This window comes from uncultured Campylobacter sp. (assembly GCF_938002845.1).
Classification (GTDB): Bacteria; Campylobacterota; Campylobacteria; order Campylobacterales; family Campylobacteraceae; genus Campylobacter_B.
Map to the genome: position 1 here is coordinate 17,631 of NZ_CALKZP010000053.1, position 26,802 is coordinate 44,432.

Sequence of the window (26,802 nt, forward strand, 5' to 3'; positions counted from 1 at the left end):
CTACCTAAAAATATTAAAATTTGCGTTAAGAGGCTTAAAATTTATATAAATTTTCAAATTAATTCGCTAAATTTTGTGACATAAATTCAGCCCATAGGACCGCCATTGCACATCTACATCCACGTGCCGTTTTGCACCTCCAAATGCCCGTATTGCGCCTTTGGCTCCTTCAGCGATAAGTTTAGCCTCGTAAAAAGCTACTTTCGCGCGCTAGAGCTTGAGGTGCGCGACTTTTTGGCGAAAAATCCGCACGCGCAAATTTCGACGCTTTTCATCGGCGGAGGCACGCCAAGCGCCGTGGATGCAGGGCTTTACGACGAAATTTTTGCGCTGCTTACGCCGCGTTTTGCTGCCGGAGCCGAAATCAGCTCGGAAGCTAATCCGAACTCCGCCAGCCCCGCTTGGCTTAGGGCGATGCAGGGGCTCGGCGTAAATCGCATCAGCTTCGGCGCGCAGAGTTTCAACGACGCCAAGCTAAAGTTCCTCGGTCGCGCGCACAACGCCGCGCAGATTTTCCTAGCGGTGCAAAATGCCAAAGCGGCGGGCTTTGATAATATAAATTTAGATCTAATCTACGCGAGCAAATTTGACGATAAGAGGAATTTAAAATTTGAAATGGACGAGCTTGTGCGCTGCGAAGTGCCGCATCTAAGCGCCTATGCGCTAAGCCTCGAGGAGAACACGCCGTTTTTTGGGCGCGAAAGCTTTAAAAAGGAAAGCGTGGCTCTAGCTAAATTTCTCTTTGCTCTTGCGGCGGATAGTGGTTTTAGCCAGTATGAAATTTCAAATTTTGCCGCGCGCGGACTGCGCTGTAAGCACAATCTCGCCTACTGGCGCGGTGAGGATTACGCCGGATTTGGGGCATTTGCGGTCGGAACTAGCGGACAGGTGCGCCTTAGCTCGCCTAAAAATTTGCAAGATTACATTGCAGATCCGCTGCAAAAACAGCGCGAAGCTCTAAGCGCGCAGGATAAAAAGCTTGAGCGCATATTTCTCGGGCTGCGCTGCGTTTTGGGGCTTGAAGCACGTATTTTAAACGCAGCGGAGCTAAGCAACGCGCAGCTGCTCGTGCGGGCAAAAAAGCTGAAATTCGGCGAGGGTAAATTTTATAATCCCAACTTTTTGCTCGCCGACGAGATCGCGCTTTTTATCACGCAAGAAAGCCGCCGCGGGCGCTAAATTTAAGATTAATGAAATTTTAGTTACAATACGCCACTTTTTACATTAGGAAATTTTATGTTTGGTATCAGTATGCCTGAAATTACGGTCATTTTAATCATCGCGATAATCGTGCTAGGGCCCGAGAAGCTTCCAAAAGTGCTGGTCGAGCTCGCAAAATACTTCAAAGTCATCAAAAAAACCATCAACGACGCAAAATCGAGCTTCGATCAGGAGCTTCGCATCGCCGAGCTCAAAGAGGACGCCAAAAAATATAAAGAGAGTATCACGCAAGCAAGTGAGGGCGTGCGCAAAAAGCTCACGTTTGAGGAGCTCGACGAGATCAAAGGCGGTATCGACTCAGTCAAAGAGACGCTAAATGCGGGGCTAAAAGACGCGGAAAGCTCGCTTAAAGAAACGCTTAGCTCGGACGCCGCCAAAGACGTGCTAAACTCCGCGAAAGTCTCGGCACAAAAACAAAATGGGACGGCAAATTTAAAGTCAAATTCGAGCGGCGAAAATTCCGCGCAAAATTCGGGCGGCACCGTAAACTCTACGCAAGGCTCCGCCGGCAGCGCAATGAATTCCGGCGTTGAAAGCAAAAGTGCGAATTCTGGCGCTGAAAACAAAGGCGAAAATTCCATGCCGAGCGCAAGCGGCGGCGCGGAAAATTCCGCGCAAAATACGAACGCAAGTAGCGAAGCGAAAAACGGCGCGCAAAATAACGACACGCAAAAATCATAATGAGAGAGAAATTTAATGTTTGAAGAGCTAAAACCCCATCTAGCCGAGCTTCGCAAGCGCCTGGTTATCTCCGTGCTTTCCGTCATCGTCCTTTTCGTCGTTTGCTTCGGCTTTTGGGAGCAGATCCTGGGTCTCATGACGCGCCCGCTAGTGCGCGTACTTCCCAAAGGCAGCGAGATCATCTTTACCCAGCTTGGCGAAACGTTTTTTACTGCGATGAAGGTATCGTTTTTCACCTCGTTACTTCTAGCAATGCCGATAATTTTCTGGCAGGCGTGGCTTTTCGTAGCGCCTGGACTTTACGATAACGAGAAAAAATACGTCATTCCCTTCGTTAGTGGCGCGAGCATTATGTTCTTTTTGGGCGCGGCGTTTTGCTATTTTTTCGTAATCCCAGTCGCATTTAATTTCTTGGTAAATTTTGGCGCCAAGCAATTTACTGCGATGCCTACGATCGGCGAATATGTAGGCTTTTTCGCTAAGCTCGTCGTCGCATTCGGCATCAGCTTCGAGCTTCCGGTGGTGACCTTTTTTCTCGCCAAGATCGGGCTTGTGACAAACAAAAGCCTGAGCGATTTTTTCCGCTACGCAATCGTCATTATTTTCATCTTTGCAGCGGTCATGACGCCGCCGGACGTGCTTAGTCAGTTTATGCTCGCAACTCCGCTAATTGCGCTTTATCTGCTTTCGATCTTTATCGCCAAAATGATAAATCCGTATAAGCCCGAGGATGACGAAAGCGAAAATTCCACGGACGTAGCGCAGGCGTGAGATGGCGGATCTAAATTTAGTTGGCAGCTACGATTACGAGCTTCCTAGCGAGCTCATCGCAAGCGCGCCCGTGATGCCCAAACAAAGCGCGCGCCTGCTGATCTATGACCGCGCTAAAGAGCAGATTACTCACGCGCACTTCGGCGATCTGGCGGACGCCCTGCCGCCCTGCGATATTATTTTCAACGACACGCGGGTAATCAAGGCGCGCCTCTTCGGTCATAAAAACAGCGGCGGCAAGATCGAGCTTCTGTTAAATTCGCCGCTTGAGGGCAATAAATTTAGCGCCTATATTCGCGGCAGCGTCAAAGTAGGCAGCGAATTAAAATTTCAAAGCGGTCTTGAAGCGCGCGTTTGCGAGCTGATGGAAGGCGGGCTTCGCATCGTGCAGTTTGAGCAGGGCGGCGAAGCTTTAAACACCCATGATGTTTTTGAAATTTGCGAACGTATCGGCCATGTGCCACTGCCACCGTATATCAAGCGCACCGATACCAAGCAGGACGAAAGCTGGTATCAAAGCATCTTCGCGCGCGAGCAAGGCGCCGTCGCCGCACCCACCGCGAGCTTGCATTTTGATAGCGAGATGATTGCGGATTTGCGTCAAAATCATGAGATCCACTTCATCACGCTGCACGTAGGCGCGGGTACCTTCAAGCCCGTGGAAGTAGCGGATCTGCGCGATCACAAAATGCACGGCGAGCTATACTCCATCCCGCCGCAGACCGCGCAAATCCTAAAAAGCGAGCGAAAAATTTTAGGCGTGGGTACGACCGTTACGAGAACGATCGAAAATTTTGCACGTAACGGGCAAAGCAGCGGAGTCTGTGAGCTGTTTTTGCACCCAGGCAACCCGCCGATAAGACAGAATTTTTTGCTTACGAACTTTCACCTACCAAAATCCACGCTGATAATGCTCGTAGCGAGCTTCATCGGTCTTGAGCGCACGCTTGAGCTCTACCGCATCGCAGTGGAGCAAAGATACCGCTTCTACTCCTATGGCGATGGGATGCTTGTGCTATGAAAGCCGTGGTTTTAGGCGCGCTAGCAATATTGGCTGCGACGGCAGGCTTTGCGGCAAGAAAACTTTTTGCTAAAAAGCCCGCCGTAAGCGGCAAAATTTTCTCCGCTGCGCCTAAAGCCAAAGAAAGCGATTCCGTCGTGCCTAGACGCGAGGATATCGCGCAGATCGATATTTTAAAAATTTTAAAATTCCAAAGCGAAATTTTATTTGAGGAGTGCACGAAATACGATAGCACGCTCTATCTTAGCTTCCCGCCGCAGCTACCGCGCATTTACGGCGGCGAAGTGCTAAATCTCACTAGCGCGGTATTTGACGCGTGCGAGTTTTTTCTGCAAAACATCGCCGAGCCGATCTGCGTGAGCGTGGAATTTAGTAGCAAGGAACTTAGAGCGAATATGAGCTCTATCAAGCTCGACGTTCGCGTAGGCATCGATCGCGAGCTAAAGGATCCGCGTACCTATGCGCTCAAAGGTGCACTAGAAAGCGCCGCTAGCACGGATGATGAGTATCTTACTTCGGCGCAGACCCATTTGCGTGCACTCGGTTCGCATCCGAGTATTGGAGCCGACGGGCGCGGAACCTTTATCAAAATGGATGCTGTGCTTAGTTGCTTCGCGCAGCAGAGCTTTAGCGCCAAAAAATACGACTACAACGTCATAATCACGCATAAAAACCGCGCGATCTTTGAGGAGCTGAGAGATTTTTTGAGCGAGCTTGGTTGCGACGTGATGCCAAACTCCAACTGGGAGAGCGCAAAGAGGCACCTAAACGACTTCATCTACGTAGCCGACGTCGTCATCCTCGACGCCGAGATCCTGCGCGCAAATATAAGCGAAATAAACTACCTCAACGCGCTGGAAAAAGATGGGGTATTTTTCATATTTTTGCTTAAAAATAAACACTCGCTCAAGGTGCTGGAGGGGCTAAGCTTTAAATTTTTCAAGCTCGAGATGCCATATTTCTACGACGAATTTTACGCCACGCTCGACATCATCGAAAAGATCAAAAACGATGAGAATTTCTTGGGGCTGTAGCGAACAGGCAGCGATAAATTTAAAACCGAAGAGATTGAAGTGCTATATTTTGACTTAGATTGGATCAAGGGCAATATAAAAGATAGCGAATATGCCTTAAGGCAGCGGCGGTACGAGGAGTATTTAGCAGGGCTGCATAAAAATATGCATACGCTAGAAAGAATTTTTGCGGGTATAAGCTTCAACGATGCACTATTGCTACCCAAAAAGCAAATCAATGAAAAGTTGCATTTGAAATTTTACATCGGAGATTTGCAAAATGGATATTATGAACTAAAATGCGTTATGAGCTCGGATCAAAGATGCGGCGTGGCGCCCGGCGAAATAATAACGAGCGAGATATTTTACGAAAATGGCAATTACCGCTTCTCTTTCATCCTTGCCTGTCTGAAGGAATACGCCGTTAATTTCTCCAATATAGATAGCCTTAAATTTAACGCGATTTCGCAAAGAAAATATAGCCGCGAGTTTAAGAAATTGAAACTTTCATAGTAAATCCAAACCTCGGTTTTTTACGTATAAATTTCATCCACTAAAGATTGCCGCCTCGGTATTTATCTCATTTACAATCCAAAATTAAAAATATTAGCTAGCGAAGTTTTGGGAGGTATGGATTTTGATTTAGACACGAGCTTTTGACAAACGATGTGAGCTTCGGAGGTATAAGAATTTTAGTTTTTCGTGACTTAGAATGTGTCGCGTACTTCAGGTCAAAGCGTAGCGATGTGAGATAAAATTTTGCTCGCTCGAGTGCTGAGGCATTATGCTTTTAGAAAAGGCACAAAGTAACGTAAATTTCGCTGCGCTTGTAGTTGAAATCCGCTAAATTTAAGCCAGAATCATTCGGCGACAGTGTCATTCGCCAAACCTTCTAAGGCAAAATCTCTAAATTTAAGTTCTGGACATCATATGCAAGCAGATTTCCTTCTGCCCTTAAAGCATTCAAATCATATTAAAATTTAAACTTCCAAGCGAATCTAAAGAATTTTGGAAATCACTACGTTGCATTTAAAGGTGCGCCCGATAATAGATATAAACAAACCAGCAAATTTTAAAATTTAGCCAGACGAACTTTGTTCGCGATTTAAATTTTATCTTCTGCCCTCTTTTTTAGCCCTGATCGCCTCATAAAGCTCGTCGATCGAGGTTGCGGACGAGCCCGAATATTTCTGCGCCGCTCGCATGGTCTTTTTGCCCCACCTACCGTCGATTGTCACGCCGTAGCCGCTAAACATCAAACTACGTTGGATATAATAGACTTTATCTTGCTGCGTCATATTTTGTTGCTTCTGCACTTCGCGCTCAGCATCCTTTGCCTGCTCACTTTTATAAACAGCATCAGCCGTAAAGTATGCTAGCACTAAAGCTCCAGCGATCGGAACGACAAGGGTAACAAATCTATTATTTACGTTAGAAGTCAAGCCTTCTAAAAATGCCTTTGCAACGCAAAACACTATAAAAGCAGGAATGGAAGCTATAACGGCATTAAAACCACCCAAAATGGCTATGACGCCAAAAACGATAACCGCAGCTGCAAGCCCATCAAAAGCACCGCTACCAGCAAGGAAGCCTAGGAAAAAATTCATAATCTATCTTTTAAAATTTAAGTAATGTAATTCTCCAAAATTTAAATTTAATCGGAGAATTACAAAATTTCTCCGCCAGTGAACGGCGGAATATAGACTATTTAACGTGCTTCATAGTCCTATGAAATCGCGGACTGTGATCTCGCGCCGCCGCTAAAGCACCTATAAAGGCCAATATGCCAATAACCCAGACGATAATTAATAAAGTAGTATAGTCTTTAGCAAAAGCCGTTCCAAAAAAGAGCCAGAGTATAGAAAAAAAGAGTGTTCCTATCCACGACCTGCGATAAGATATCTCCGCCTGACATCCGCTACATACGACCGCACCGTATTTGATGTCGTCTTTGCCGCAAAAAGGACATTCCAAATATTCCTCTTGTTCATTCTCTGCCATAATTTCTCCTTTGAAAAAATATGGATGAAATTATATATATAAGAACAGGCTTAAAAATTTTAAAAATTGGATTTAAAAAGTAGGAATTTTAGCGGCTCTACGCCGCTAAAATTTAAAGATTTTCGAATGGATTTACGACCACGTCTTTGCGATCGACGATATAAGGTATAAGGGCTGCTTGGCGCGCGCGCTTGATAGCCTTTTCTACCATCTCTTGGTATTTTTTACTGGTGCCGGTTAAGCGACGCGGCATAATCTTAAAGCGCTCGCTTAGGCAGTGCTTTAGCAGCGCCGTGTCCTTATAATCGATAAATTCGATCTTCGCCTCCGTAAATTTGCAATACTTCCTAGTATATTTTCTCTTATCTGCCATGATTTTTCCTTAATTAAAATGGGATCGTGTCGTTGCCGTCATCGTATTTATCGGCATCGACGTCGACTTCCGGAATCGTGCTTTCGTAACTCTGCTCTTTTTGTTTAGGCGCGTTATAATCGTTTTTTGCGCCTCTTGAATTTGAGTTTTGTCTGTTAGCATAGCTATTTCCGCCGCCGTAATTACCGCCGCTATAGTTAGAATTTCCTCCGCCGTAGCCGCCGGAGCTTCCGCCATAATTGCCGCCCTCGTAATTACCGCCTTGATTATAGCTGCCGCTTCCACCTTGATTGCTTCCTAGCATCTCCATCGTATCTACGCTAATGGAGTGCTTGCTTCGGTTCTGTCCGTTCTGATCTTGCCACTGATCTAGCTTTAAGCGGCCTTCGATCAAAATTTTACTGCCTTTTCGCAAGTATTGGTTTGCGATCTCGGCCGTGCGACCGAAAAAATCTATGTCTATAAAGCATGTCTCTTCGCGTTTCTCGCCGTTTGAGCTATTGTATCTGCGCGTGACGGCGATGCCGGTTTTACCTACGGCGGTGCCCGTTTGCAGATATCTAAGCTCGATATCTCGGGTCAAATTACCTACCAAAACTACTTTATTGAACATATTTTATCCTTTATTCGCCCTCTTTGGCTGCTTCTTCAGGCTCTTTTGGCTCTGCCGGCGCTTTTGGCTCGCGCTCTTTTTTTGCAGGGCTTAGCTTGATACCTTTGCTTAGCTTGTCCCAAGCGGAAATTTCACGCTTAGTCTCATATTTGACGGTCAAAAATCTAATGATATCTTCGGTGATACGCAGATTTCTAACAAGTTCGGAGATCAAACTCGGTTCGGCTTTAAAATAGATTACGAAATAAACTCCGCGCTCATATTTGTCGATCTTATAGGCAAGCTTTCTAGCGCCCATTTCGATCACGGAAGCGATCTCTCCGCCATTTTTGGTTATGATTTCTTTGACGAAATCGACTTTTGTTTTAACTTCATCGTCGGTAAGCGTGGGCTTAACGATGAATAAAACCTCGTAGTTTCTCATAAATTCTCCTTATGGATTTTAGCTCGCAAACAGCGTCTGCGGGCAAGGATTTTGCAAAAAATGCGAAGGGATATTACTAAAATTTCACTTAATATTTGCTTTTTGCCCGAGCGAACTTAGCAGCATGCGCTGCAACCTCAAAAACGATGCAAGCAAAAGCTCGTCCTTCGCTACGTTTTTTTCGCTTTTGAGTTCAAATTCCAAATCGTTTAAGTGGGCAAAAATTTTATAAAACGTCCGCGTTGAAAAGCTGGTGGCGTAGCGCTGCATCTGTGCGGCTACGGAAGGTGGCGGCTGATAGCCTAAAACCGCCTTAAAATCAAATCTGCCGCTTATTTTCACGTAAGCATGCAGGCGAAAAATTCTATAAATCAAGCGGTAGAAATAATTTATCAGCTCCATCTCGTTGTATCCGCCGCCCAGAGCCATTTTGTAAAAATCTACGCGAAAGTCGCTTAGTCCAAAAATTTTATCGAAAAGCTCGTCGTAGCTTACCTCACTGAGCCCATAAACCATCAAATTTACGTTTTGCAGGCTAAGCTCAAGTCCCAGACTTGCAAATTTTTCTATCTCGCTCGCGCTCAGACTCAGGCTTTCGTTGTGGATGGCGTAGATCCTGCTAAGCGCGGCAGTGTTTGCAAAAAGCCCGCACATCTCGCATTTTTGCGCAAGTAGCGCTATGGCTTCGTTTACGCCCGAGGGTTTGAAAAACCTCACTTCGTTTCGTTCAAATTCTTTGATAAAATCCGCGCTTACAGAAATTTCGCTATCGTTTAGCTCGTAGATCAGATGGTTATTCGCGTCCGACTTACACAGCGCGATGAGCCTTCGCAGCTCCTCCTTTTTGATAAGCGAGGCAGTTTTGATGTGAAGCGTGTTGCTGCCGCCGAAAAGCGAGGGCTCCAAGAAGCTCCGCGCCTGCTCAAAATCATACTCCAAAAAATACAAACTCAAAAAATTTTCCGAGGCGTAAATTTGCTTCAGGCGCTGCGCGTAAAGCTCGTTTGAAAAATCGTCTCCGCCGCGCAAAAGCACGAAATTAGGCACCCTGCCGCTTGCTATAAGCCCGTCAAATTCTTTTCTATACATCAGATCTTCTTTACCACCCTGCCTAAAATCACTCCGCTAGCGATATTTGCGTCCGTAAGCTCGACTAGCACGGGAGTTAAAATGTCGCCGGCGAAATTTGAAACCAAAATTTTAGCCCCCTTTAGTTTGTCGTCTAGCTTTGCGGTGACGGAATTTCCGTTTTCGTCGATATAGCAGCGGAATTTTTTGCCTAAATTTTCTGCGGCCCAGCGCGCAAATTTTCGGTCCATAAAATCAAATGCAACCTTATCCGCTTCGCGCTCGAGCTCGTTTAGCCTCGCGCACGTAGCGTCGATGTTTAAAAGCAGGTAATTATAAAATTTCTCATCCCCCCTCATCTGCGCCTTTAGCAAGCGGTGCAAAATGAGATCGGAATAGCGCCTGATCGGGCTTGTGAAGTGCGTGTAGTTATCAAATCCGAGTCCGAAATGCCCGCGCGATTCGGACGCATACTCGGCGCGCTTTTGAGCCTTGATGATGAGCTTATCGATCTCCTCGCGTATCCCCATAGCATCGGCTTGCGCTTGGATTTCGCCGATCATCTTAGCAAGATTGCTCTGATACGGCGCGTCGATGCCGAACAGCGCCAGATCGTCAAGCAGAGCGTAAATTTTTTTAAGCTCCGCCGAGCCGTGATTTCTAAAAACGCCCCGCTCGATGCGCGCCGCAGCGGCTTTGTTGGCTAGCAGCATACAATCCTCGATGAGCTTGTGCGACGGAGTGTCGGTCTCGAAGCGGGTGGAGCTTATTAGGCCGCGCTCATCAAGCGTGATGCGAAGTTCCTTGGTGCGGAAATCAAATCCGCGCTTCAGCCTCGCGCGGCGCAGGCGCTCGCAAATTTCATTAAGCGGCAAGAGCCAGCTTAAAATTTCGGGCTCGCACGCCTTGCGGGTGCGTAAAATTTCATCGACCTCGTCGTAATTGTAGCGGCGTTTTGATCTTATGATCGCTTCGAAAAGCTCCTCTTTTTGCGGGTTTAAATTTTCATCTAAAGCGATCTTAAAAACAAAGGCCAGTCTCGGCAGATCTGGCATCAACGAGCAGATGTTTTCGCTAAGCTCGCGCGGTAGCATCGGCACGGATCGGTGCGGGAAGTAGATCGAAAAGCCGCGAAATTTCGCCTCCTTATCGATCGGCGAGTATTCGCTTACGTATTCGCTCACGTCGGCGATCGCGACGTAAAGCGTGCGCTCTTTTACGTCAAAATAGATCGCATCGTCGAAGTCCTTGGCGTCGATAGGATCGATGGTGCAAAAGGGCAGATGCTGCAAATCCACGCGCTGCGGATATAGCGCCCCGTCCACTTCGCTGCCGAAGCTCGCGGCTTGCTGCTTGCACGCTTCGTTAAATTCGTCGTTTTTATCGTAGATCGCTAAAGAAATTTTTTCATCGACGAAGGGATCGGCCAAGTTTCCGATCACCTCGGTGATCTCGTTCGTTAGATTATCGATCTTTAAAAGGGTGTTTAGCGGCAGTTGCTTTAGCGATTTTTGCGTGGCTTTGAGCGGATTTGCGAGACCGGTTTTGACGTTTACGCCTAAAATTTCGCGCCCGAAGCTTTTAGTATAAACCACGCTCGTTAAAAACGCGGGCTTGACGCACATCAGCACCTTTGCGTGCAGGCGGGACTTTCTTGAGCTTAAAATTTTTGTTAGGATCAGATCGCCCAGATGCACGCCACTTAGATATCTGTTTTCGATGATGAGATCTGCCTTGAAGCGATCGTCGAAGCTTTGCAGATAGCCTGTTCCGTCGCGCGCGATGTCGAGTCTGCCGAAAACATAGCCGTCGTTCAGATAGAGCTTGCCCTTGTGCGCGCTGATAGCGCCGATATTTAGGAGGTTGCGCACGAGCTCCTTTTGCTCGCCGCTAAGATCTTTTTCAGATACGCCCGAGTTGAAGGCGCGCAGGAACTCTTTCATATCGAAATTTCACCTTTCGCCTCTAAAAACGCTTCCTGCTCGAAGCCGAACTCGACTAGTAAATTCAAAGCGTTGTCGATGCTAAGCTCGTCGAAGTGATGGTAGATATTGACCGCAGTTTTGGCGATTTTTAGCATCGCGTAGCGGGATTTGTTCTCAAAAGGCGCGTCATCCGGGGCGTTTGAATACAGCACGTCCTGCGCGATCTGCTCTAGCCCAAAATGCGCAAATAGCGCGTGCGAGACGCTCTCGCGGTTCGTACCGCAAAATTTCATCTCCACATCGGTAAAATCCTGCGGAAAGATCGAACCCTTGATGGCATGGTAAAATTCCTCCGCCTTGCCCGCAGCGCACACCTGCTCGTCGATAAAAACTCGCCCAAACTCCACTAAAATCACGCTTGAGAGGATACTTTGCTCAATCTGCGGGTAGGATTTGATCCACGAAAACATAAGCAGATTTCGCAGTAGCGAGACCTGCGTGAGCTTTTCGCGATCGATGCGATACGCCTGCAAATCCGGCTTTAGCATCTCGTCGAATACTGCGAATAGAAAAAACGCCCGCATCTGCTCGCGCCCATAAAGCTCAAACGCTCGCTGTAAATTTAACGTCTTTAGTGCCGCGGCGCCCTGCTCTTGTCCCTGCTCCTGCGCTCTGCCCCATTCTTGCTCCTGTTTTTGCTGCTGCGCTTGCCCCTGCTCCTGCTCTCGTTCTTGCTGTTGCGTTTGTGCGGCTCGCGTAGAGATACTCGAACCTAGCGCGCAATCGGCTTTCGCAGCGGCATGCTGATTTTGCCGCTGCGTATCGCTCGCGGCCTGCGAGGGGTTAAATTTAAAATTCTCGTCGCTGCAGTTCGCGCCGTTTGCGTCATTTGAGTGATTAAATTTAGGACTATCGCCCTGCCCTGCTAAGTCTGCGCTTTTTTGCTCACTCGCGGCATCTTGCAAACCACGCCTCATAGGCCCTATGCTTTGGAGATCGCACTGCTCATCCGCGGCACCGAAATTTTGCCGCGCGAGCTCTTCGGCGCTAAATTTAGACAAACCGCAAAAGGCTAAATCTAAAATTTTATCCGCGAGGGGAGCGTTTTTTGAAATTTGCAGAGCGAGCCTGACATCCGAAACATCCGCGTCAAACGATGCTAAAATTTTTAAAATTTCATCGCTAAAGCCCGCAAGAGCGCCTATTTTTTGGGTTATAAATTTATTCATTTTAAAAAGCCGTTCAATATAAATTTCGCACAATCATATCAAATTTTAACTCAAATTGCAAAGCAAAACGCCGCCGTTGCGTCCAAATTCCACCTCGGCTCACGAGGCTTTTAAGCGCTTTTTTTATGCCAAAAAAGCGGATCAACCCACCCCTTTGTCGCGGCAGCAAAACCAAAATTTCAAGCGCTGTTTTATAAAATTTTAATCCCCTTTCGTATAGAATGCATCGAAATTCCGTTTATAAAGAGCTTGATTAAAACAGAAGTTTGAAGAGCCAAAAAGACTTAAAAACCGAAAATAACTTTAAGATACTCAAGCTAGTTTTTAAAATTCCATATAAATTCATCTACTTGAATTTATATGAAATTTAATGACGAGCTAAGATATAGAGCAATAAAATATTGCTACTAAAGAAGCTTTTTGGGCTTTACAAATTTGCATATGTATTTTTATAAAGGTTAGATATGCGCAGTATAGTATTTCTTTTCATAATACCCGCTTTTTTTACCATAAGCTTTTTTGTCGCCCTAATCGCCCCTAAAGGCAAACGCAAACTGCTTTGGCTTTTTGTTTGGTTTATGGTGTTTTTCGGGGATATTGTCGTACTTAAAGCAATTATGGCCTATTATGATTTTAAATATGCCAAGATAAACGTCTATGAAAAGCCCGCCATACACGCTTACTATGCCGGAGAAAGAGAAATAGTCGAATGGAATATAAGCGGTTTTCCTTTGATAGATCCAACCAATTGGCTAAATTTCCCTGCAAATACGACCGATGCGAATTTCATATCTTTGATAAACGGCTACGTAAATTTCATAGATTATAAAGAAAAAAGCGAAAATCCTGTCACAAACGGTAAATATTTTAGAATTTATCTGGATGACTATACCGCACAAGAGTGCTTTTTATCAGCCAAGTTAAGCACAAGAGGCTTTTTAAAGAGTATCCCGATAACGTATGAAGAATTAAATATATTTTTTAATCAACTACAATCAAATCATGAAAGCGAGGATAAAATAATCAGAGAGATAAAATCATTACTTGATGATAGAAATGCCTCGACGATAGATATAAAACCGTCTAAAATATTAAGCTACATAAAATACAATATGAAAGATCTCAAGCAAATTTACAAAGACAAATGCGTAGCTCGTAAAGAAATCAATGAAGATGAGATAGCCGATATAGAGTTGGTATTGGAAAAAGAAAATAGGATGACGGACTGGCGCATAGAGCCGGCACCAAATATCAAAACCTTTCTTGACGACCTAATCGGTCTAAGCTTTAACTACGGCGGAATCATAAAAGATAGAAAAACGGGCAGGATACTAGCCGATAATATATACGAAAACGTAAGATACCAAGGAGCGTTAGGCGAAAGCTTTATAAAGGCTTTTGGAAGCGAGTCGAGAGGATACGGGATATCTTGCGATAGCGGCAGGGAGAAGTATTTGGATATATGTAATCAAAAGATGATAGAAGAATTCTTCAGAAAGGATAGAAAATGAGAAAGTTTGAGGCGCTAAAAACATATGCAGAGCTAGCATGGGCGGGGTATAGGGGATTGAACAATTAACAAGCTGTGGTATAAAAAAGACTGCCATGGATTTTGGATTTAACTGAGGGCTAATTCAGATCAAACAGATCCAAATATTAAATTTGCAAATTTAAATTTACTAATTGTGTGAATTTGTAAAGTAAGTTTAAATTTGTAAATTTAATAAATTCAGTATCAAACGATACTGACGAGATTTGAATTTTGCATTAAAATGTCGTTGCAAAACGGAGAAACCGTTTATTAAGGCGAATTTGCAAATTCAAAACGCCTCATTGCTGGATTGTTTCGACCACTTCGTGGTCTCGCAATTACAAGGTTGTGGGCATTGTGGGAATTTAAATAAATTCTTGCAATGAGAGAAATTTTTTAAAAAGGATTAAAATGAGAGATTATGATAAAGCTCCACTCATCATTAAAAATAACTTTATAATGATAATGTATGGTTTTACATTTTTACTTGTATGTAACACTATAATGATTTATATTGTATTTTTTACTGGTGTTGTCGATTGGAATAGTGGCGAGTTTTTTGAAATTTTAAAAAATGAAATGAGAAATCCAAGATTTAGTAGTTGTGTTATATCGTTTCCGATAGTTAATATTTGGGCTTTTATTGATTTCACTAGAAAACTTAGAAAGCCTGAGAAAGTATATTTATATAATGATAAAGTTTATTGGGATAAACGAGATACGACGGTAGCAAAACAAAATATTGTTTGGGTTAAAAAAAGTATTTATCCTATGATTGGTAAGATACCAGATAACTCGGTTCAAAAAATTTTTGTACTATTTGGTTTTGTTATTGCGGGATTTTTTTTGATTTTATCAAATTTACTTGCTTGTTTAGCAAAATTAGTTGCTTTATTAATTAACAAAGATTATAAATTTATACTATTTTGCACCATAGTTTTTTGTGACAATCAAAAAAATGCTGTAAATGTCTATTTGATGACAAAGCAAGACTATAAACTAGTAAATGAGTATTTATTGCAAAATTTTAATTTACAAATCGAAAATTTAGATAAAAACTACAAATTCTATAAATAGGAGAAAATTATGTCAGAAGATAACAATACTTCTAACAATTCAAGTCAAGGTGTTGCTTGGTATGTCAAAGCCTACTTCGGATACAATCGATTTCATAAAAGGAATTCCTGTAAATGTTTTAGCCGACCCTGATAATGTCAAGGTTTTTGATAACTATGTAAAAATCAAATCAGGTGGGCTAAATATGGTTATTCCTATCGTTGATGCGGCTGGTGGCGCTATAGCATTAGGTATTGGCTAAGAGCCTTAACAAGCAAGCGTCGCCTCACTCAAAACATTTCCCTCTGTATTCACAAAAGATAAAGGAGACTTTGTTTTTATGCTCTCTAGCCACTCACCTACCTCCTTTGGAAGACCCAGATATTCATCACCATTAGCTTTCACTTTATTTTCATCCTGCGGGAATAGTAAGTAATATTCTCCGTCATCGTCCACCTTTAAATGCGCGTGGGTTAAATTTCTTACATTTGAGCTTCTTAGCCCGGTAAGTAGTCCAAAGATTAAAGCATTCTTAACGCCTATTTGATGAGGATAGCTCATGATATATTTTATCAACAATCTCAAATCCGCATTCGCGGAAATATACGAATAGCCCCCGGATTTAGGTATCTTATATAGGTTCTTTAATTGCGTATCGCAAAATAAAATATTGTCGGTAATACCTCTATCTCGTGCAAACCTAAATAAAGAACGAATAAAATAGAACAGATCTTTTAGAAGTGCATATTTCTTATTTTTATAAATGGGGTCTAGCATCTGCATTATTTCTTTTTTGGTAATCTTGCCGATATCCTTATCGCTAACGTACTTTAGCCTCGATTGAAATCTAAATCGTAATTTCCTTAACGTTCTTTCGGCGAAAGCGTTATATTCACAGTAAATTTTAAAAACACTCGCTAGCGTATTCTTTGGAGCCACCACACCATTAATATGGCCATTTGATATCAATTTTTTTAACAATATTCTAGCCCCTTCTAATGTTATTTCGTCGGCATTGCCTAGAACTTTGATTAGCTTGCCGCCTTGCGTATAGTGATAGTGCCTGTGTGTTTTAACTGTTCCGTCTCTAGCTAGAGAGCTATAAAATTTAACGGCTATAAAATCATCCAATACTTCGACCATAGTGCGCTTATATTGCGGCAAGATAAAATTCCTGACTACTTTATCAGGATCTGATTTAAAAATTGGATTATCCTTAATTTTGGTAAAAACTTCTGTCATCTTTCTTCCTTTATATAGTAATTTTAGGCAGATTATAGAATTTCCTCAAAGGATTAACAAGGCGGGAGCGTAGAAAAAGCTACTATACAATTTTTTAATATACAGTAGTTTTTCTTAAAATATATATGTGAATCGATGATTTTAAGTATTAAGAATTTTTTAAGAGTAATTTTAAAATTCCCAAAAATAGAGCTTAAAAAATTATCTAAAAATTCAAAAAAACTAAAAAATAGGGAAAATTTTGATAGATGGTGCGACCGACGAGATTTGAACTCGTACACCTTGCGGCACTACCCCCTCAAGATAGCGTGTCTACCAATTCCACCACGGTCGCATAAATTTTTAAAGCTTAATCTCAAGCCTTGAATTATATAATTTTAAAGCCCGATTTCTCGGGCTTAGTATTAATTTGCAGCAGCCTTTAAACCCGCTGTCAAAAAAGGATTTACGAAAAGCAAGATAAATGAAATAACTAATGCATAGATAACCTGCGCTTCGATCATCGCTAGCGAAATATACATCGTATTCGATAGCTTGCTAGCTACGCTCGGATTTCTAGCGATGCCGTTAAGTGTCGCGCTAGCGGCATTTCCCATACCTAACGCGCCACCCAAAGCGGCTAGACCTAAAACAACTGCAACGGTAATTGCAGAAAAAGAAACGATCTGAGTGTAAGCACTTAGCTGCTCGCTAGCGAAAGCCGCGCCGCAAAGCGCAAATAACAATACAAGAACTTTTTTCATAAAAGTCTCCATAAATAAATTTTAAAACGAGTTTCGGCTCAATACCCCCTACTCCAACGTTTTAAGTGTGAAATATTATTAAAATTTTGCTTTTGATTTGTTTAATCTGGCGGAATTTGCGTTAAATTTAACAAATCCCGCCGTACACGCCAACATCTTAACGTTTAGCGTCCAAATATGTATTTAGCGCCGCAACGTAGGCCTTTGCGGACGCTAGCATCGTATCTACGTCAAGTCCTCTGCCGATGATGGCGCCCTCGCCCGCAAATTCCACCTTGACGGTTACTTTTGCCAGCGCGTCTTTGCCCTGCGAGACTGCTTTTACTTGATACTCCTTCAGGCTACCGCTGATGCCGCTAATGCGGTCTATCGCCTTAAATATCGCATCCACACCGCCGTTTCCAAGCGCACTATCGCTTAAAATTTCATCCTTATATCTTAGCGTAAGCGCGGTGCTAGCGTGTCCTTTGTTGCAGCTATTGGAGCTTAAAACCAGCACTTCGTAGGTCTTTTCGGCTCCCACGAACTCATCGTTTACGAGCTCTCTAATATCCTCGTCGAAAACGTCCTTTTTGCTATCTGCAAGCGCTTTAAATTTATTAAACGCGATCTCAATCTGCTCATTACTAAGCTCATAGCCCAAAGATACCAGCTTGTCTTTGAAGGCGTGACGGCCGCTGTGTTTGCCCAGCACGAGCGAGTTTTTATCAAGCCCGATATCCTCGGCGTGCATGATTTCGTAGGTTTCTTTGTGCTTTAACACGCCGTCTTGATGGATGCCGCTTTCATGCGCGAAGGCGTTTTTGCCCACGATCGCTTTATTGGGTTGCGGCTCGATGCCGGTAATGCTCGCGACTAGGCGGCTGGATGGATAAATTTCTTTCAAATTTATATCGGTATAAAGCGGCGCAAATTTATCTTTGCGCGTCTTGATCGCCATTACGATCTCCTCCAGCGCCGCGTTGCCCGCGCGCTCGCCGATACCGTTTATCGTGCACTCGACCTGTCTGGCTCCTGCCAAGATAGCGGCTAAGGAATTTACGGTAGCCATTCCCAAGTCGTTGTGATTGTGCACCGAAACTACGGCGCGCCCGTCGATAAGCTTAACGATCTCGCCTATGCGCGCAGTGATCTCATCCGGATAGAGATAGCCCACCGTATCGGGGATATTTATGGTGGAGGCCCCTGCGCTTATCGCGGCGTCGCAAATCTCTTTTAAAAAACCCATATCGCTTCTGCACGCATCCTCGCAACTAAACTCCACGTCATCGCATAGGCTTTTGGCGTATTGCACAGACTCTACGGCGCGCTTTATGACCTCTTGCGGCTGCATTTTGAGTTTAAATTCCATATGGATGGGGCTTGTGGCGATGAAGGTGTGGATGCGCCCGAGCTTTGCGCCCTTTATCGCTTCGCCTGCGGCCTTGATGTCTTTTTCTAAAGCGCGCGCAAGCGAACAGACGCGAGCCTTGCTAACGGCGCTAGCGATCTTTTCTATCGCGTCAAAATCCCCGGGGCTCGCCGCCGCAAAGCCAGCCTCGATAACATCTACGCCCAGCTTTTCAAGCTGCAACGCAAGATGGATCTTTTCGTCCGTATTCATCGACGCTCCGGGGCTTTGCTCGCCGTCACGAAGCGTCGTATCGAAGATTATGATTTTATTTTTGTCCATTACAAATCCTTTCAAAGGGTTAAAATTTGGCAAAATTATAGCCGCGCAAACTTAAAACAATCGCGGCGATAAACATATTTGAGATTATTTCGCCGTTTCCTCGGGTTTGTCTTTTTTATGAAATTTAGCCGCGCTTAAATTTAAAGCTCCGCGAACCAAACCGTAAACGATATAAACCAAAGTAAGCACCGCCGGAAATTCCAGCCTGAAAAGATATAAAAGCGAGAAAAATACGACGATTAGAAGCACTAAAATTTTAATCGCATTGGGACGTTTTAGGCTGATCTTTTTAAAGCTCGGAAAGCGGATATTGCTTACCATCAAAAACGATAGCGCCGCCATTGCGATGATCAAAAGTACTCCAAAACCTTTAGAGAGCTCATATTTTAGATAAATTCCGATCCAAAACGCCATCGTAATCGCTGCCGTAGGAATCGGCAGTCCGATAAAAACGCTAGGCTCATAGGTGCCCGTGGTGACGTTAAATCGCGCCAGCCTGATCGCGCCGAAAACCACGTAAAGCGCGGCTACGAGAGAGCCGACCTTGCCGTAATCGTGCCCGACCGCGCAGTAAAATAGCAGCGCCGGCGCGACGCCGAAAGCCACAATATCCGCAAGGCTGTCAAATTCCACGCCGAATTTCGACGTAGCATGCGTTAGCCTCGCTACGCGACCGTCAAGTCCGTCGCAGATCAATGATAAAATGATATAAAAGATCGCGGCGCTGAAGTTGCCCTTGATCGTAGAAATTATGCTGATAACCGCCAAAAAAGCACTTGCCGCCGTGAAAAAATTCGGCAATATGTAGATTAATTTTCCCTTTTCCTCTTCCATCTCTTACTCTTTAAAATTTTATTTTTACACCGCTTTTCATTCGGTGCCGCAGATCGCGCGTAAAACGCTTTAGCGCGATCGCCTTAAAATTTAGCTCTAAGTTCTTACTCCGCGTGAGGCTTTAAATTTAAGCCTCGTTCTTTGCGCTCTCGATATCATCATTAGCGCCTAAATTTCGCACCAGGCGGGTAGGCATACCGTTATCTTTTTCAAATTTAGAGATGATCTCCACGATCTGCTCGCCCGAGACAGTCTCCTTCTCATACAGCGCCTTCACCATCTCCTCAATCGCCGGAGCGTAGGTTCTTAGCGTCTCTTTTACCGCCGCGTAACGCTCATCCAGCGTCTTGCGGACATATTCGTCAATCTTAACCGCCGTTACCTCGCTGTAATCCTTGATGCTCTGTCCGCCGTTTAGGAAGGAATACTGCTGCTTTTCTAGCACCGCAAGCCCGAGCGCATCGGTCATTCCGACCTGAGTAGCCATAAATTTAAGCATATCGGTAGCGCGCTGCAAATCGTTGCCTGCTCCGTCGGTGATCTCGCCCAAAAACACATCTTCCGCCGCGCGCCCCGCCAAAAACGTATCGATCTCGGCAAAAATTTCATGGCGCTGGTGCAGGTATCTATTTTCAAACGGCGAATTTAGCGTGTATCCCGCAGCGCTCAATCCGCGCGGCACGATAGTTACCTTCGATACGGGCATCGCGCCTTTAGTAACCTCGGCGATGAGCGCATGACCGCTTTCGTGGTAGGCGACGATCCGCTTTTCGATTGGGCTTACGCGGCGCGATTTTTTAGCCAGTCCGATACCGACGCGTTCGATCGCTTCGAGCAGGTCTTTTTGCTCGACCTCCGCCTTTGCCTCGCGACCCGCTAAAAGCGCGGCTTCGTTGATGATATTTGCAAGATCGGCTCCCGCAAAGCCAACGGTAAGGCGCGCGATCTCTTCAATATCGATATCGCGAGCAAATTTAACGTCGCGCATATGCACTTTTAAAATCGCCATTCTGCCGTCAAAATCAGGTCTATCGACCAAAACCTGCCTATCGAATCTGCCTGGACGTAGAAGCGCCGCATCCAGCGTCTCCGGGCGGTTGGTAGCCGCAAGGACGATCACCGGGCTTGATTCCGAGCCGAAGCCGTCCATCTCGGCAAGCAGCTGATTTAGCGTCTGCTCGCGCTCGTCGTTACCGCCGCCGATGCCGCCTGCGGTTCTGCTTTTACCGATCGCGTCGATCTCGTCGATGAAAACGATCGCCGGAGCCTGCTTTTTAGCGTTATCGAATAAATCCCGCACCCTGCTGGCGCCCACGCCTACGAACATCTCGATGAAGCTGGAGCCCGACACCGAAAAAAACGGCACATCCGCTTCGCCCGCGACCGCTTTGGCTAGTAGCGTCTTACCCGTGCCGGGAGGGCCCACTAAAAGCACGCCTTTTGGAATTTTAGCCCCAAGGCTGATATATCGCTCGGGGTTTTTCAAGAAATCTACGATCTCCTTAACCTCCTCTTTCGCCTCTTCGACGCCCGCTACATCGCTAAATTTAACCTTCGGCTTTTCGGCGCTTACCAGGTTTTTGGAGCTTCCGATGCCAAGCACGCCGCCGCCCATATTACGCTGCATGCGGTTGGCTAAAAACATCCAAATTCCAAAGAAAATCACGAGCGGCAAGACCCAGCTAAAGAGCAGATCGGTCAAAAAGTTGCTCTCATTATACGCGCCGTATGGAATTTTGCGCGATTCTAAAATTTGAACTAGCTCAGGATCATCCACGCGTTTGGCAGTGTAGATTACGTTGCCGACTTGAGCTTTAATCGTGGAGCTTCCGATGGAAACCATGCTTACTTGAGAGTTTTTGATTTGCGATTTTAGCTCGGAGTAAGTTACGTTTCTACTCTCGCCCGAAACGGAGCCCAGCACTCCGCCACTATCAAATCCGCCGCTTGGCGATATCGCTTTAAACACCACTATCAAAATAAGCGCGAAAATTATAAAAACGCCGATCGGATTTTTATTGAAAAAATTGTTTCCGCCGCCGTTTTGAGGGGGTTGATTATTTGGGTTGTTATTCATATTTTCCTTTCATAAACGAAGCTAAGCCATTCGTTTTGCTTTTTCATCTGCACGAAATTTAAATCCGAAAAAGCTTGCTCGATCCTATCTTTATATTTTTCTAAAATTCCCGACAGCACGAGCTTGCCGCCCGGTTTTAGCGCTTTTTTTAGATCCGCGCTTAGGATCAAAATCACGTCGGCGATTATATTTGCGACGATTAGATCAAACTGTGGCTGCGCGGCTGCGCTTGAACTTTGCTCGTTTAAGTTTGAAACGCTGCCGAGCCAAATTTTATCGATCTGCACGCCGTTTTTCTCGGCGTTTTGCTGCGTAGCCGTCACCGCCTGCTCGTCGGTATCGCAGGCGCTTACCTTTGCGCCCAGTTTTTTCATCGCGATACTTAAAATTCCGCTGCCGCAGCCCACGTCAAGCGCGCTCATGCCATCGCGAGCGAGCTCGCTAAGCAGCGCTAGGCACATATTGGTGCTTTCGTGATGCCCTGAACCAAATGCCAGCGCAGGATCGATTAGCAGATCGATTAGCGCGGGATCTTGCGATCCTTCGCACCAGCTCGGACGGACGTAAAATTTACCGACTGCTACGGGCGCGACGCCTTTTTTATACTCATCGAGCCAGTCTTTGTTTTGCTTTTTTGAAATTTCGATCTGCAGATCGGCGTCTAAATTGAGAGATCGCGAGAGCCCCTTTTTAAACTCTTCAAACGCAAATTTTAAATTTTGAAGATCCTCTTCGTCGCGGATTATGAAGCGATCGCCGCGTTCTTCGACGCAGGTAACGCCGAGCTCAAACGCAAAGTTTTTAAAAAGCTCGCTTGCATTCGCGCTTTTTACGATCATCTCATAAAAAAAATCTTTCATCGCCTCACATCGCCTTTAAATTTTAAAATTTGCATATTACTAAAATTTAGTTCAAACTTTGCTTACGCTCGGGCGTTTTTATAGAGCTTCAAACGCCTTTTTAAGATCGAGCGTGCCCTCGTAATACGCCTTGCCGACGATGACGCCTGCTATGAGCCCTGTGTTTTTAAGCGCGATTATGTCGTTCATATCTTTCACGCCGCCGCTTGCGATAGTGTCGATACCGCTAGCTTTCGCGATAGAGCGGCTAAATTCTACGTTTACGCCGCTTAACATCCCGTCGCGCGAGATGTCGGTGCAGATGATCGCGCAAACGCCCGCATCCGCGTAGTCTCGCGCCAAATCGGTCGCTTTTACGCGGCTTAGCTCCGCCCAGCCCTCGGTCGCTACGAGCCCGTCTTTTGCGTCTATACCCACAACGATGCGGTAAAGCTTCGCCATCCTCCTTACGAAATCTCTATTTTTAAGCGCCGCCGAACCTAGGATAAATCTATCGACGCCTAAGCTCAAATACTGCTTTATGCGCGCTTCGTCGCGGATGCCGCCGCCCACTTCTACGCGCAGGCGAGTGCTTTTTACGATCCGCTCGATCGCTTTGAAATTTACCGCCTCGCCCGCAAACGCGCCGTCGAGATCAACCAAATGCAGCCATTTAGCGCCGAGATCTTCAAATTTTTTGGCTAGATCACAGGGGTCTTTGGAATAAATTTTTGCGCTTTGCATCTCGCCCTTGCTAAGGCGTACGGCGCATCCTTGTTTCAGATCGATCGCAGGGAAAATCTCCATCACAGCTCCGTAAAATTTTTAATGATTTTTATGCCCGCATCGTGGCTTTTTTCGGGATGCGGCTGAAAGGCAAATACGTTTTCGCGCCAGATCGCGCTTGCAAACTCATAGCCGTAAAACGTGGTCGCAAGCGTGATCTCGCGCGCGCAAAGGACGTGGTAGGAGTGCACGAAATACAGATACTCAAACTCGCCCAAGCCCGCGTTTATCGGCGAGCGCTTGATAAAATGCGCGCTGTTCCAGCCGACGTGCGGGATCTTTAGGCTTTCGGAACGAGTGAAATTTTGCCCGCAGCGCTCGCTCAGCTCTGCCCTATCTGAATTAAATTCCGTCTCGCCCGATATAAATTTTGTATTTTCTCTAAATTTCATATTTTCGGACCTGGATTCCGCCCCCCGAATATTAAATTTCGTTTTGTCAAATTTCACGACGCGACCGGGTAAAATTCCAAGCCCGCTGCGCGCGCCGAATTCTTCGCTTTGTTCGAATAGAAGCTGCATCCCTAGACAGATGCCTAAAAAATATCTGCCGCTTGCGACAAATTCTTTAATCGCGGCGTCCATACCGCTTGCGCGAAGCCTATCCATCGCCTCGCCGAATGCGCCCACGCCAGGAAGCAGAGCCTTATCGCAGCTCAAAAGCTTCTCAGGGCTACGCGCGAGGCAAAATTTAGCGCCGCAGAAGCTAAGCGCGTTCATCACGCTTTGGATATTGCCCGCGCCGTAATCCACGATACCGATCAAGCCGTGCCCTTCATATCGTTCAATCGGTGCGAAAACTCGGGCACGATGCGCTTTAGCTTATCCGCAACCTGCGCGTCCTCGCACTCCGAAAGCTCCTCGATCTGCGAGCTCAGCTCTTGCAGATCATATTTTGCGGAGTGGGTTACGAATATGGATTGGTATTTCGTGCTCTTGTCGTTTTCGTCGATCAAAAGCTCCTCGTAAAGCTTCTCACCAGGACGCAGACCTACAAATTTAATACCCAGCTCCTCCTTGCCGGCAAGCTGCAACATTCGCTTGGCAAGATCGGCGATCTTTACGGGCTCGCCCATATCCAGCACGAAAAGTTCGCCGCCCTGCGCGATGGAAGCTGCCTGAAGCACAAGCTGACACGCCTCGCTAACGAGCATAAAATATCTCGTAATCTCGGGGTGCGTAACGGTAAGCGGCTCGTTCGCTTCGATCTGGCGTTTAAATTTAGGGATGACGCTGCCGCTTGAGCCGAGCACGTTTCCGAAGCGCACTGCGACGATTTGCGTATCGCTTGCCGCGTCGTTGGAATTTAGCGCGTAAAGCTCGCAGATGCGCTTCGTCGTGCCCATAATGTTCGTCGGTCGCACCGCCTTATCAGTCGAGATCAAAACGACCTTTTTCGCGCCATATTTTTTGGACAGATCAATTACGTTTTTTGTGCCGATGACATTGTTTTTGACCGCTAGATGCGGATTAAACTCACATAACGGCACGTGCTTATACGCCGCTGCGTGCACGACTACCTCGGGACGAAATTCTGCAAAAACCTCCTCCAGCTCATGGCGATAAACGACGTTTATCATCTTTAGCTCGTTACGCGCGTCCGCGCCGGTGGCTTCGTTAATAGAGTAGAGGTTAAACTCGCTGTGTTCGACCATAATAAGACGCTTTGCGCCGAATTTCAAGCATTGCTTACAAATTTCGCTTCCTATCGTGCCGCCCGCACCCGTTACCAGCACGATCTTGTCTTTGATAAAATTTTCAATCGCTTTGGTGTCGAGGTCTTTGGGCTTGCGCGCGAGCAGATCCTCGATCGATACGTCGCGGATCTTTTTGCTCTCATCCTCCAAAAGCGAAAAGAGCTTGATATCCTTTAGCCCGTATGCAAACAGCTCGTCGTAGAGCTGCTTTAGCTCGTCCGGATACAGCGCTAGCGCGATGATCGCGGTTTTGGCGCCGCTATCTTTGATCATCTGCGGAATTTCGCTCTTAGCCCTGACGACGTAATTTTCGCAATAGGTCCCTACTAACTCGGGCCGCCCGTCCACGACGCCCACCGGATAGTAGTTGATATATTTTTGCCGCATACCTTTTAGGACGTGAAAGGTCTTGCTCGTAGCGCCCACGACGATGCAGGGCTCGTTATTCGTGATATTTTTCTTCTCACTTAGAAACATCCGCTTTGAAATTCTAATCCCACCGATTAAAATAAACGAGATCGCCGCATCGATGATGATGACTGAGCGCGGGAAGGGGTTAAAAACTTTACTCGCTAGAAAAAATAGGATCAAAAAGGTAAGTGCTGCCATCACGTGCGCGTAGAAGAGCTTTCTTGCTTCGTATAGTCCGAAAAATCTCCACGGAACTAAATAGATCCGCAAAAACCAAAAATAGAAAATTTTAATCGCAGTAAGGCTCGAGGCGCTAAGCAGCGCGCCTTTATAGAATTCGTTCGGTATATCTCCGCTAAATCGCAGCAAAAACGCGATGTAAACGGAGAGGATCGAGATAAAAATATCTCCTAGCAAAAAAAACGCGAAGCGGCTAAATTTAGTGGGTTTTAACAGCATTAGATGTTTTCTTTTACGATTTTTACGACGCGTTCAATCGTCTCGTCGCTCATATCGGTGCCGCTAGGAAGGCAGATGCCGCGACTAAACATATCCTCGCTCGTGCCGTCAACTACACTAAGTGCGCCTGCGAAGATGCTTTGCAGATGCATCGGCTTCCAAAGCGGGCGAGATTCGATGTCGGCTTTATTTAGAGCGTCGATAACCTTTAGATGAGCGTCCTTTTGTTTAAATAATAGCGTTGTAAGCCATCTGTTGCCCTCGCCGCCTTCGACTTCGGGCATAAACTCCACGTCGGTGCCTCTAAACAGATCCTCATAAATTTTAAAAATTTCGCGCTTTCTCTTTACGCGCTGCGGCAAGACCTCCATCTGACCTACGCCGATAGCGCCTAAGACGTTGCTTAAGCGGTAGTTGTAGCCGTAGTCCTTGTGCTCATAGTGAAGCAGCGGCTCGCGTGCCTGTGTGCTTAAAAATCTAGCCTTGGCGATTAGCTCCTCATCGTTTGAGATCAACATTCCGCCGCCCGAGGTGGTGATGATTTTATTGCCATTAAAGCTTAGTGCGCCGCATTTTCCAATACCACCAAGTGCTTTGCCTTTATAAAATCCGCCCAGTGCCTCCGCGGCATCCTCGATAACATCAATGCCTTCGTTCGCGCAAATTTCGCATATCTCATCCATCTTCGCAGCCTGTCCGTAAAGATGCGTAACGACGAGCACCTTTGGCTTTTTCGGCGATTTTTTGATCGCTTCTTTAAGCAGCTTCGGGCTTAAATTCCAACTCTCGTCGCTGTCTATCAGCACCGGCACGCAGCGCTCGTAAAATATCGGATTTAGCGACGCCATGAAGGTAAACGTGGAGCCGAGCACCACGTCGCCGTCCTTTGCGCCGCTGCAACGAAGCGCTAGATGAAGTGCCGCCGTGCCTGCGTTTAGCGCCAGCGCGCCGCGCGTGCCAGTATAGGACTTCACTGCGTCCTCAAAGCGATTGACATATTCGCCCAAAGGCGCGATATAGTTGCTTTCAAATACCTTTTTTATATACTCAAGCTCATTGCCACCCATATTCGGCGGGCTTAAAAATACTCTTGCCATCTCTATCCTTCCTTGATCT

26 protein-coding genes, 1 tRNA gene and 1 pseudogene are annotated in these 26,802 nt (G+C 45.8%); 9 read left to right on the forward strand and 19 right to left on the reverse strand.

Going from position 1 to position 26,802, the window contains the following annotated elements; genetic code table 11:
• Positions 1–105 precede the first annotated feature (105 nt).
• The 6 genes and pseudogenes from hemW (at position 106) to Q0224_RS09470 (ending at position 5,220) form a co-directional block, all read left to right on the forward strand.
• The gene (hemW, locus tag Q0224_RS09445) at positions 106–1,179 is read left to right on the forward strand and encodes a radical SAM family heme chaperone HemW (protein WP_297950867.1); all 1,074 of its coding nucleotides are present in this window, start codon (positions 106–108) and stop codon (positions 1,177–1,179) included.
• Positions 1,180–1,236: 57 nt separating this feature from the next.
• A pseudogene (gene tatB, locus Q0224_RS09450) lies at positions 1,237–1,506 on the forward strand (Sec-independent protein translocase protein TatB); the annotation flags it as partial.
• 411 nt (positions 1,507–1,917) lie between these two features.
• The gene (gene tatC, locus Q0224_RS09455; protein WP_297950869.1) at positions 1,918–2,673 is read left to right on the forward strand and encodes a twin-arginine translocase subunit TatC; all 756 of its coding nucleotides are present in this window, start codon (positions 1,918–1,920) and stop codon (positions 2,671–2,673) included.
• A gap of 1 nt (position 2,674) precedes the next feature.
• The gene (gene queA, locus Q0224_RS09460; protein ID WP_297950871.1) at positions 2,675–3,694 is read left to right on the forward strand and encodes a tRNA preQ1(34) S-adenosylmethionine ribosyltransferase-isomerase QueA; all 1,020 of its coding nucleotides are present in this window, start codon (positions 2,675–2,677) and stop codon (positions 3,692–3,694) included.
• Positions 3,691–4,728, forward strand: coding sequence for a hypothetical protein (locus Q0224_RS09465; RefSeq protein WP_297950872.1), 1,038 nt, complete (start codon positions 3,691–3,693; stop codon positions 4,726–4,728). Before queA ends, Q0224_RS09465 begins: the two co-directional genes overlap by 4 nt.
• A gap of 39 nt (positions 4,729–4,767) precedes the next feature.
• Positions 4,768–5,220, forward strand: coding sequence for a hypothetical protein (locus tag Q0224_RS09470; RefSeq protein ID WP_297950874.1), 453 nt, complete (start codon positions 4,768–4,770; stop codon positions 5,218–5,220).
• A gap of 599 nt (positions 5,221–5,819) precedes the next feature.
• Here the strand turns inward: Q0224_RS09470 and Q0224_RS09475 are convergent.
• From Q0224_RS09475 to Q0224_RS09510, 8 genes are all read right to left on the reverse strand, one after another.
• Positions 5,820–6,314: a hypothetical protein gene (locus tag Q0224_RS09475; protein ID WP_297950875.1), complete on the reverse strand. Its 495-nt coding sequence runs from the start codon at positions 6,312–6,314 to the stop codon at positions 5,820–5,822.
• A gap of 97 nt (positions 6,315–6,411) precedes the next feature.
• On the reverse strand, positions 6,412–6,708 hold the full coding sequence (locus Q0224_RS09480) for a hypothetical protein (protein WP_297950877.1): 297 nt from the start codon (positions 6,706–6,708) through the stop codon (positions 6,412–6,414).
• Between the two features lie 112 nt (positions 6,709–6,820).
• Complete coding sequence (gene rpsR, locus Q0224_RS09485; protein ID WP_295151385.1) at positions 6,821–7,081, reverse strand: 30S ribosomal protein S18; 261 nt, start codon at positions 7,079–7,081, stop codon at positions 6,821–6,823.
• Between the two features lie 13 nt (positions 7,082–7,094).
• Complete coding sequence (locus Q0224_RS09490; RefSeq protein ID WP_297950878.1) at positions 7,095–7,694, reverse strand: single-stranded DNA-binding protein; 600 nt, start codon at positions 7,692–7,694, stop codon at positions 7,095–7,097.
• Positions 7,695–7,704: 10 nt separating this feature from the next.
• Positions 7,705–8,118, reverse strand: a complete 414-nt coding sequence (gene rpsF, locus Q0224_RS09495) for a 30S ribosomal protein S6 (RefSeq protein ID WP_297950880.1) — start codon at positions 8,116–8,118, stop codon at positions 7,705–7,707.
• 84 nt (positions 8,119–8,202) lie between these two features.
• Positions 8,203–9,207, reverse strand: coding sequence for a DNA polymerase III subunit delta (locus Q0224_RS09500; RefSeq protein ID WP_297950882.1), 1,005 nt, complete (start codon positions 9,205–9,207; stop codon positions 8,203–8,205).
• Positions 9,207–11,129: a ribonuclease R family protein gene (locus Q0224_RS09505; protein WP_297950883.1), complete on the reverse strand. Its 1,923-nt coding sequence runs from the start codon at positions 11,127–11,129 to the stop codon at positions 9,207–9,209. Before Q0224_RS09505 ends, Q0224_RS09500 begins: the two co-directional genes overlap by 1 nt.
• A complete protein-coding gene (locus Q0224_RS09510; RefSeq protein ID WP_297950885.1) occupies positions 11,126–12,340 on the reverse strand; it encodes a hypothetical protein in 1,215 nt (404 codons plus the stop codon). Before Q0224_RS09510 ends, Q0224_RS09505 begins: the two co-directional genes overlap by 4 nt.
• A gap of 464 nt (positions 12,341–12,804) precedes the next feature.
• On the opposite strand from Q0224_RS09510, the gene Q0224_RS09515 reads away from it, so the two are divergent.
• The 3 genes from Q0224_RS09515 (at position 12,805) to Q0224_RS09525 (ending at position 15,189) form a co-directional block, all read left to right on the forward strand.
• The gene (locus tag Q0224_RS09515) at positions 12,805–13,851 is read left to right on the forward strand and encodes a hypothetical protein (protein ID WP_297950887.1); all 1,047 of its coding nucleotides are present in this window, start codon (positions 12,805–12,807) and stop codon (positions 13,849–13,851) included.
• 431 nt (positions 13,852–14,282) lie between these two features.
• Complete coding sequence (locus tag Q0224_RS09520) at positions 14,283–14,948, forward strand: hypothetical protein (RefSeq protein ID WP_297950890.1); 666 nt, start codon at positions 14,283–14,285, stop codon at positions 14,946–14,948.
• 61 nt (positions 14,949–15,009) lie between these two features.
• A complete protein-coding gene (locus Q0224_RS09525) occupies positions 15,010–15,189 on the forward strand; it encodes a hypothetical protein (RefSeq protein ID WP_297950892.1) in 180 nt (59 codons plus the stop codon).
• 5 nt (positions 15,190–15,194) lie between these two features.
• On the opposite strand, the gene Q0224_RS09530 is transcribed toward Q0224_RS09525, so the two are convergent.
• The 11 genes from Q0224_RS09530 to pglE all read right to left on the reverse strand — a co-directional run bounded on the left by Q0224_RS09530 (position 15,195) and on the right by pglE (position 26,783).
• Complete coding sequence (locus tag Q0224_RS09530; RefSeq protein WP_297950894.1) at positions 15,195–16,169, reverse strand: hypothetical protein; 975 nt, start codon at positions 16,167–16,169, stop codon at positions 15,195–15,197.
• Between the two features lie 249 nt (positions 16,170–16,418).
• A tRNA-Leu gene (locus Q0224_RS09535) sits at positions 16,419–16,503 on the reverse strand.
• Between the two features lie 70 nt (positions 16,504–16,573).
• Positions 16,574–16,912 carry an ATP synthase F0 subunit C gene (gene atpE, locus Q0224_RS09540; RefSeq protein WP_177386747.1) on the reverse strand — a complete coding sequence of 113 codons (339 nt, stop codon included), beginning with the start codon at positions 16,910–16,912 and terminating at the stop codon, positions 16,574–16,576.
• A 157-nt stretch (positions 16,913–17,069) separates the two neighbouring features.
• Complete coding sequence (locus Q0224_RS09545; RefSeq protein ID WP_297950896.1) at positions 17,070–18,584, reverse strand: 2-isopropylmalate synthase; 1,515 nt, start codon at positions 18,582–18,584, stop codon at positions 17,070–17,072.
• 84 nt (positions 18,585–18,668) lie between these two features.
• Positions 18,669–19,418 carry a CDP-diacylglycerol--serine O-phosphatidyltransferase gene (gene pssA / locus Q0224_RS09550; RefSeq protein ID WP_297950897.1) on the reverse strand — a complete coding sequence of 250 codons (750 nt, stop codon included), beginning with the start codon at positions 19,416–19,418 and terminating at the stop codon, positions 18,669–18,671.
• A 127-nt stretch (positions 19,419–19,545) separates the two neighbouring features.
• On the reverse strand, positions 19,546–21,495 hold the full coding sequence (gene ftsH, locus Q0224_RS09555) for an ATP-dependent zinc metalloprotease FtsH (RefSeq protein ID WP_297950899.1): 1,950 nt from the start codon (positions 21,493–21,495) through the stop codon (positions 19,546–19,548).
• Entirely contained in the window at positions 21,492–22,355 is an 864-nt protein-coding gene (locus tag Q0224_RS09560) for a 50S ribosomal protein L11 methyltransferase (protein WP_297950901.1), read from the reverse strand. Before Q0224_RS09560 ends, ftsH begins: the two co-directional genes overlap by 4 nt.
• Before the next feature lie 78 nt (positions 22,356–22,433).
• Positions 22,434–23,141, reverse strand: coding sequence for a 1-(5-phosphoribosyl)-5-[(5-phosphoribosylamino)methylideneamino]imidazole-4-carboxamide isomerase (hisA, locus tag Q0224_RS09565; RefSeq protein ID WP_297950903.1), 708 nt, complete (start codon positions 23,139–23,141; stop codon positions 22,434–22,436).
• Positions 23,141–23,884 (reverse strand): imidazole glycerol phosphate synthase subunit HisH, encoded by a 744-nt coding sequence (hisH, locus tag Q0224_RS09570; RefSeq protein ID WP_297950905.1) that lies wholly within the window; start codon positions 23,882–23,884, stop codon positions 23,141–23,143. The genes hisA and hisH overlap by 1 nt, the downstream gene beginning before the upstream one ends.
• The gene (locus Q0224_RS09575) at positions 23,881–25,686 is read right to left on the reverse strand and encodes a nucleoside-diphosphate sugar epimerase/dehydratase (protein WP_297950907.1); all 1,806 of its coding nucleotides are present in this window, start codon (positions 25,684–25,686) and stop codon (positions 23,881–23,883) included. Before Q0224_RS09575 ends, hisH begins: the two co-directional genes overlap by 4 nt.
• Positions 25,686–26,783: a UDP-N-acetylbacillosamine transaminase gene (gene pglE, locus Q0224_RS09580; RefSeq protein ID WP_297950937.1), complete on the reverse strand. Its 1,098-nt coding sequence runs from the start codon at positions 26,781–26,783 to the stop codon at positions 25,686–25,688. Before pglE ends, Q0224_RS09575 begins: the two co-directional genes overlap by 1 nt.
• Positions 26,784–26,802: the final 19 nt, after the last annotated feature.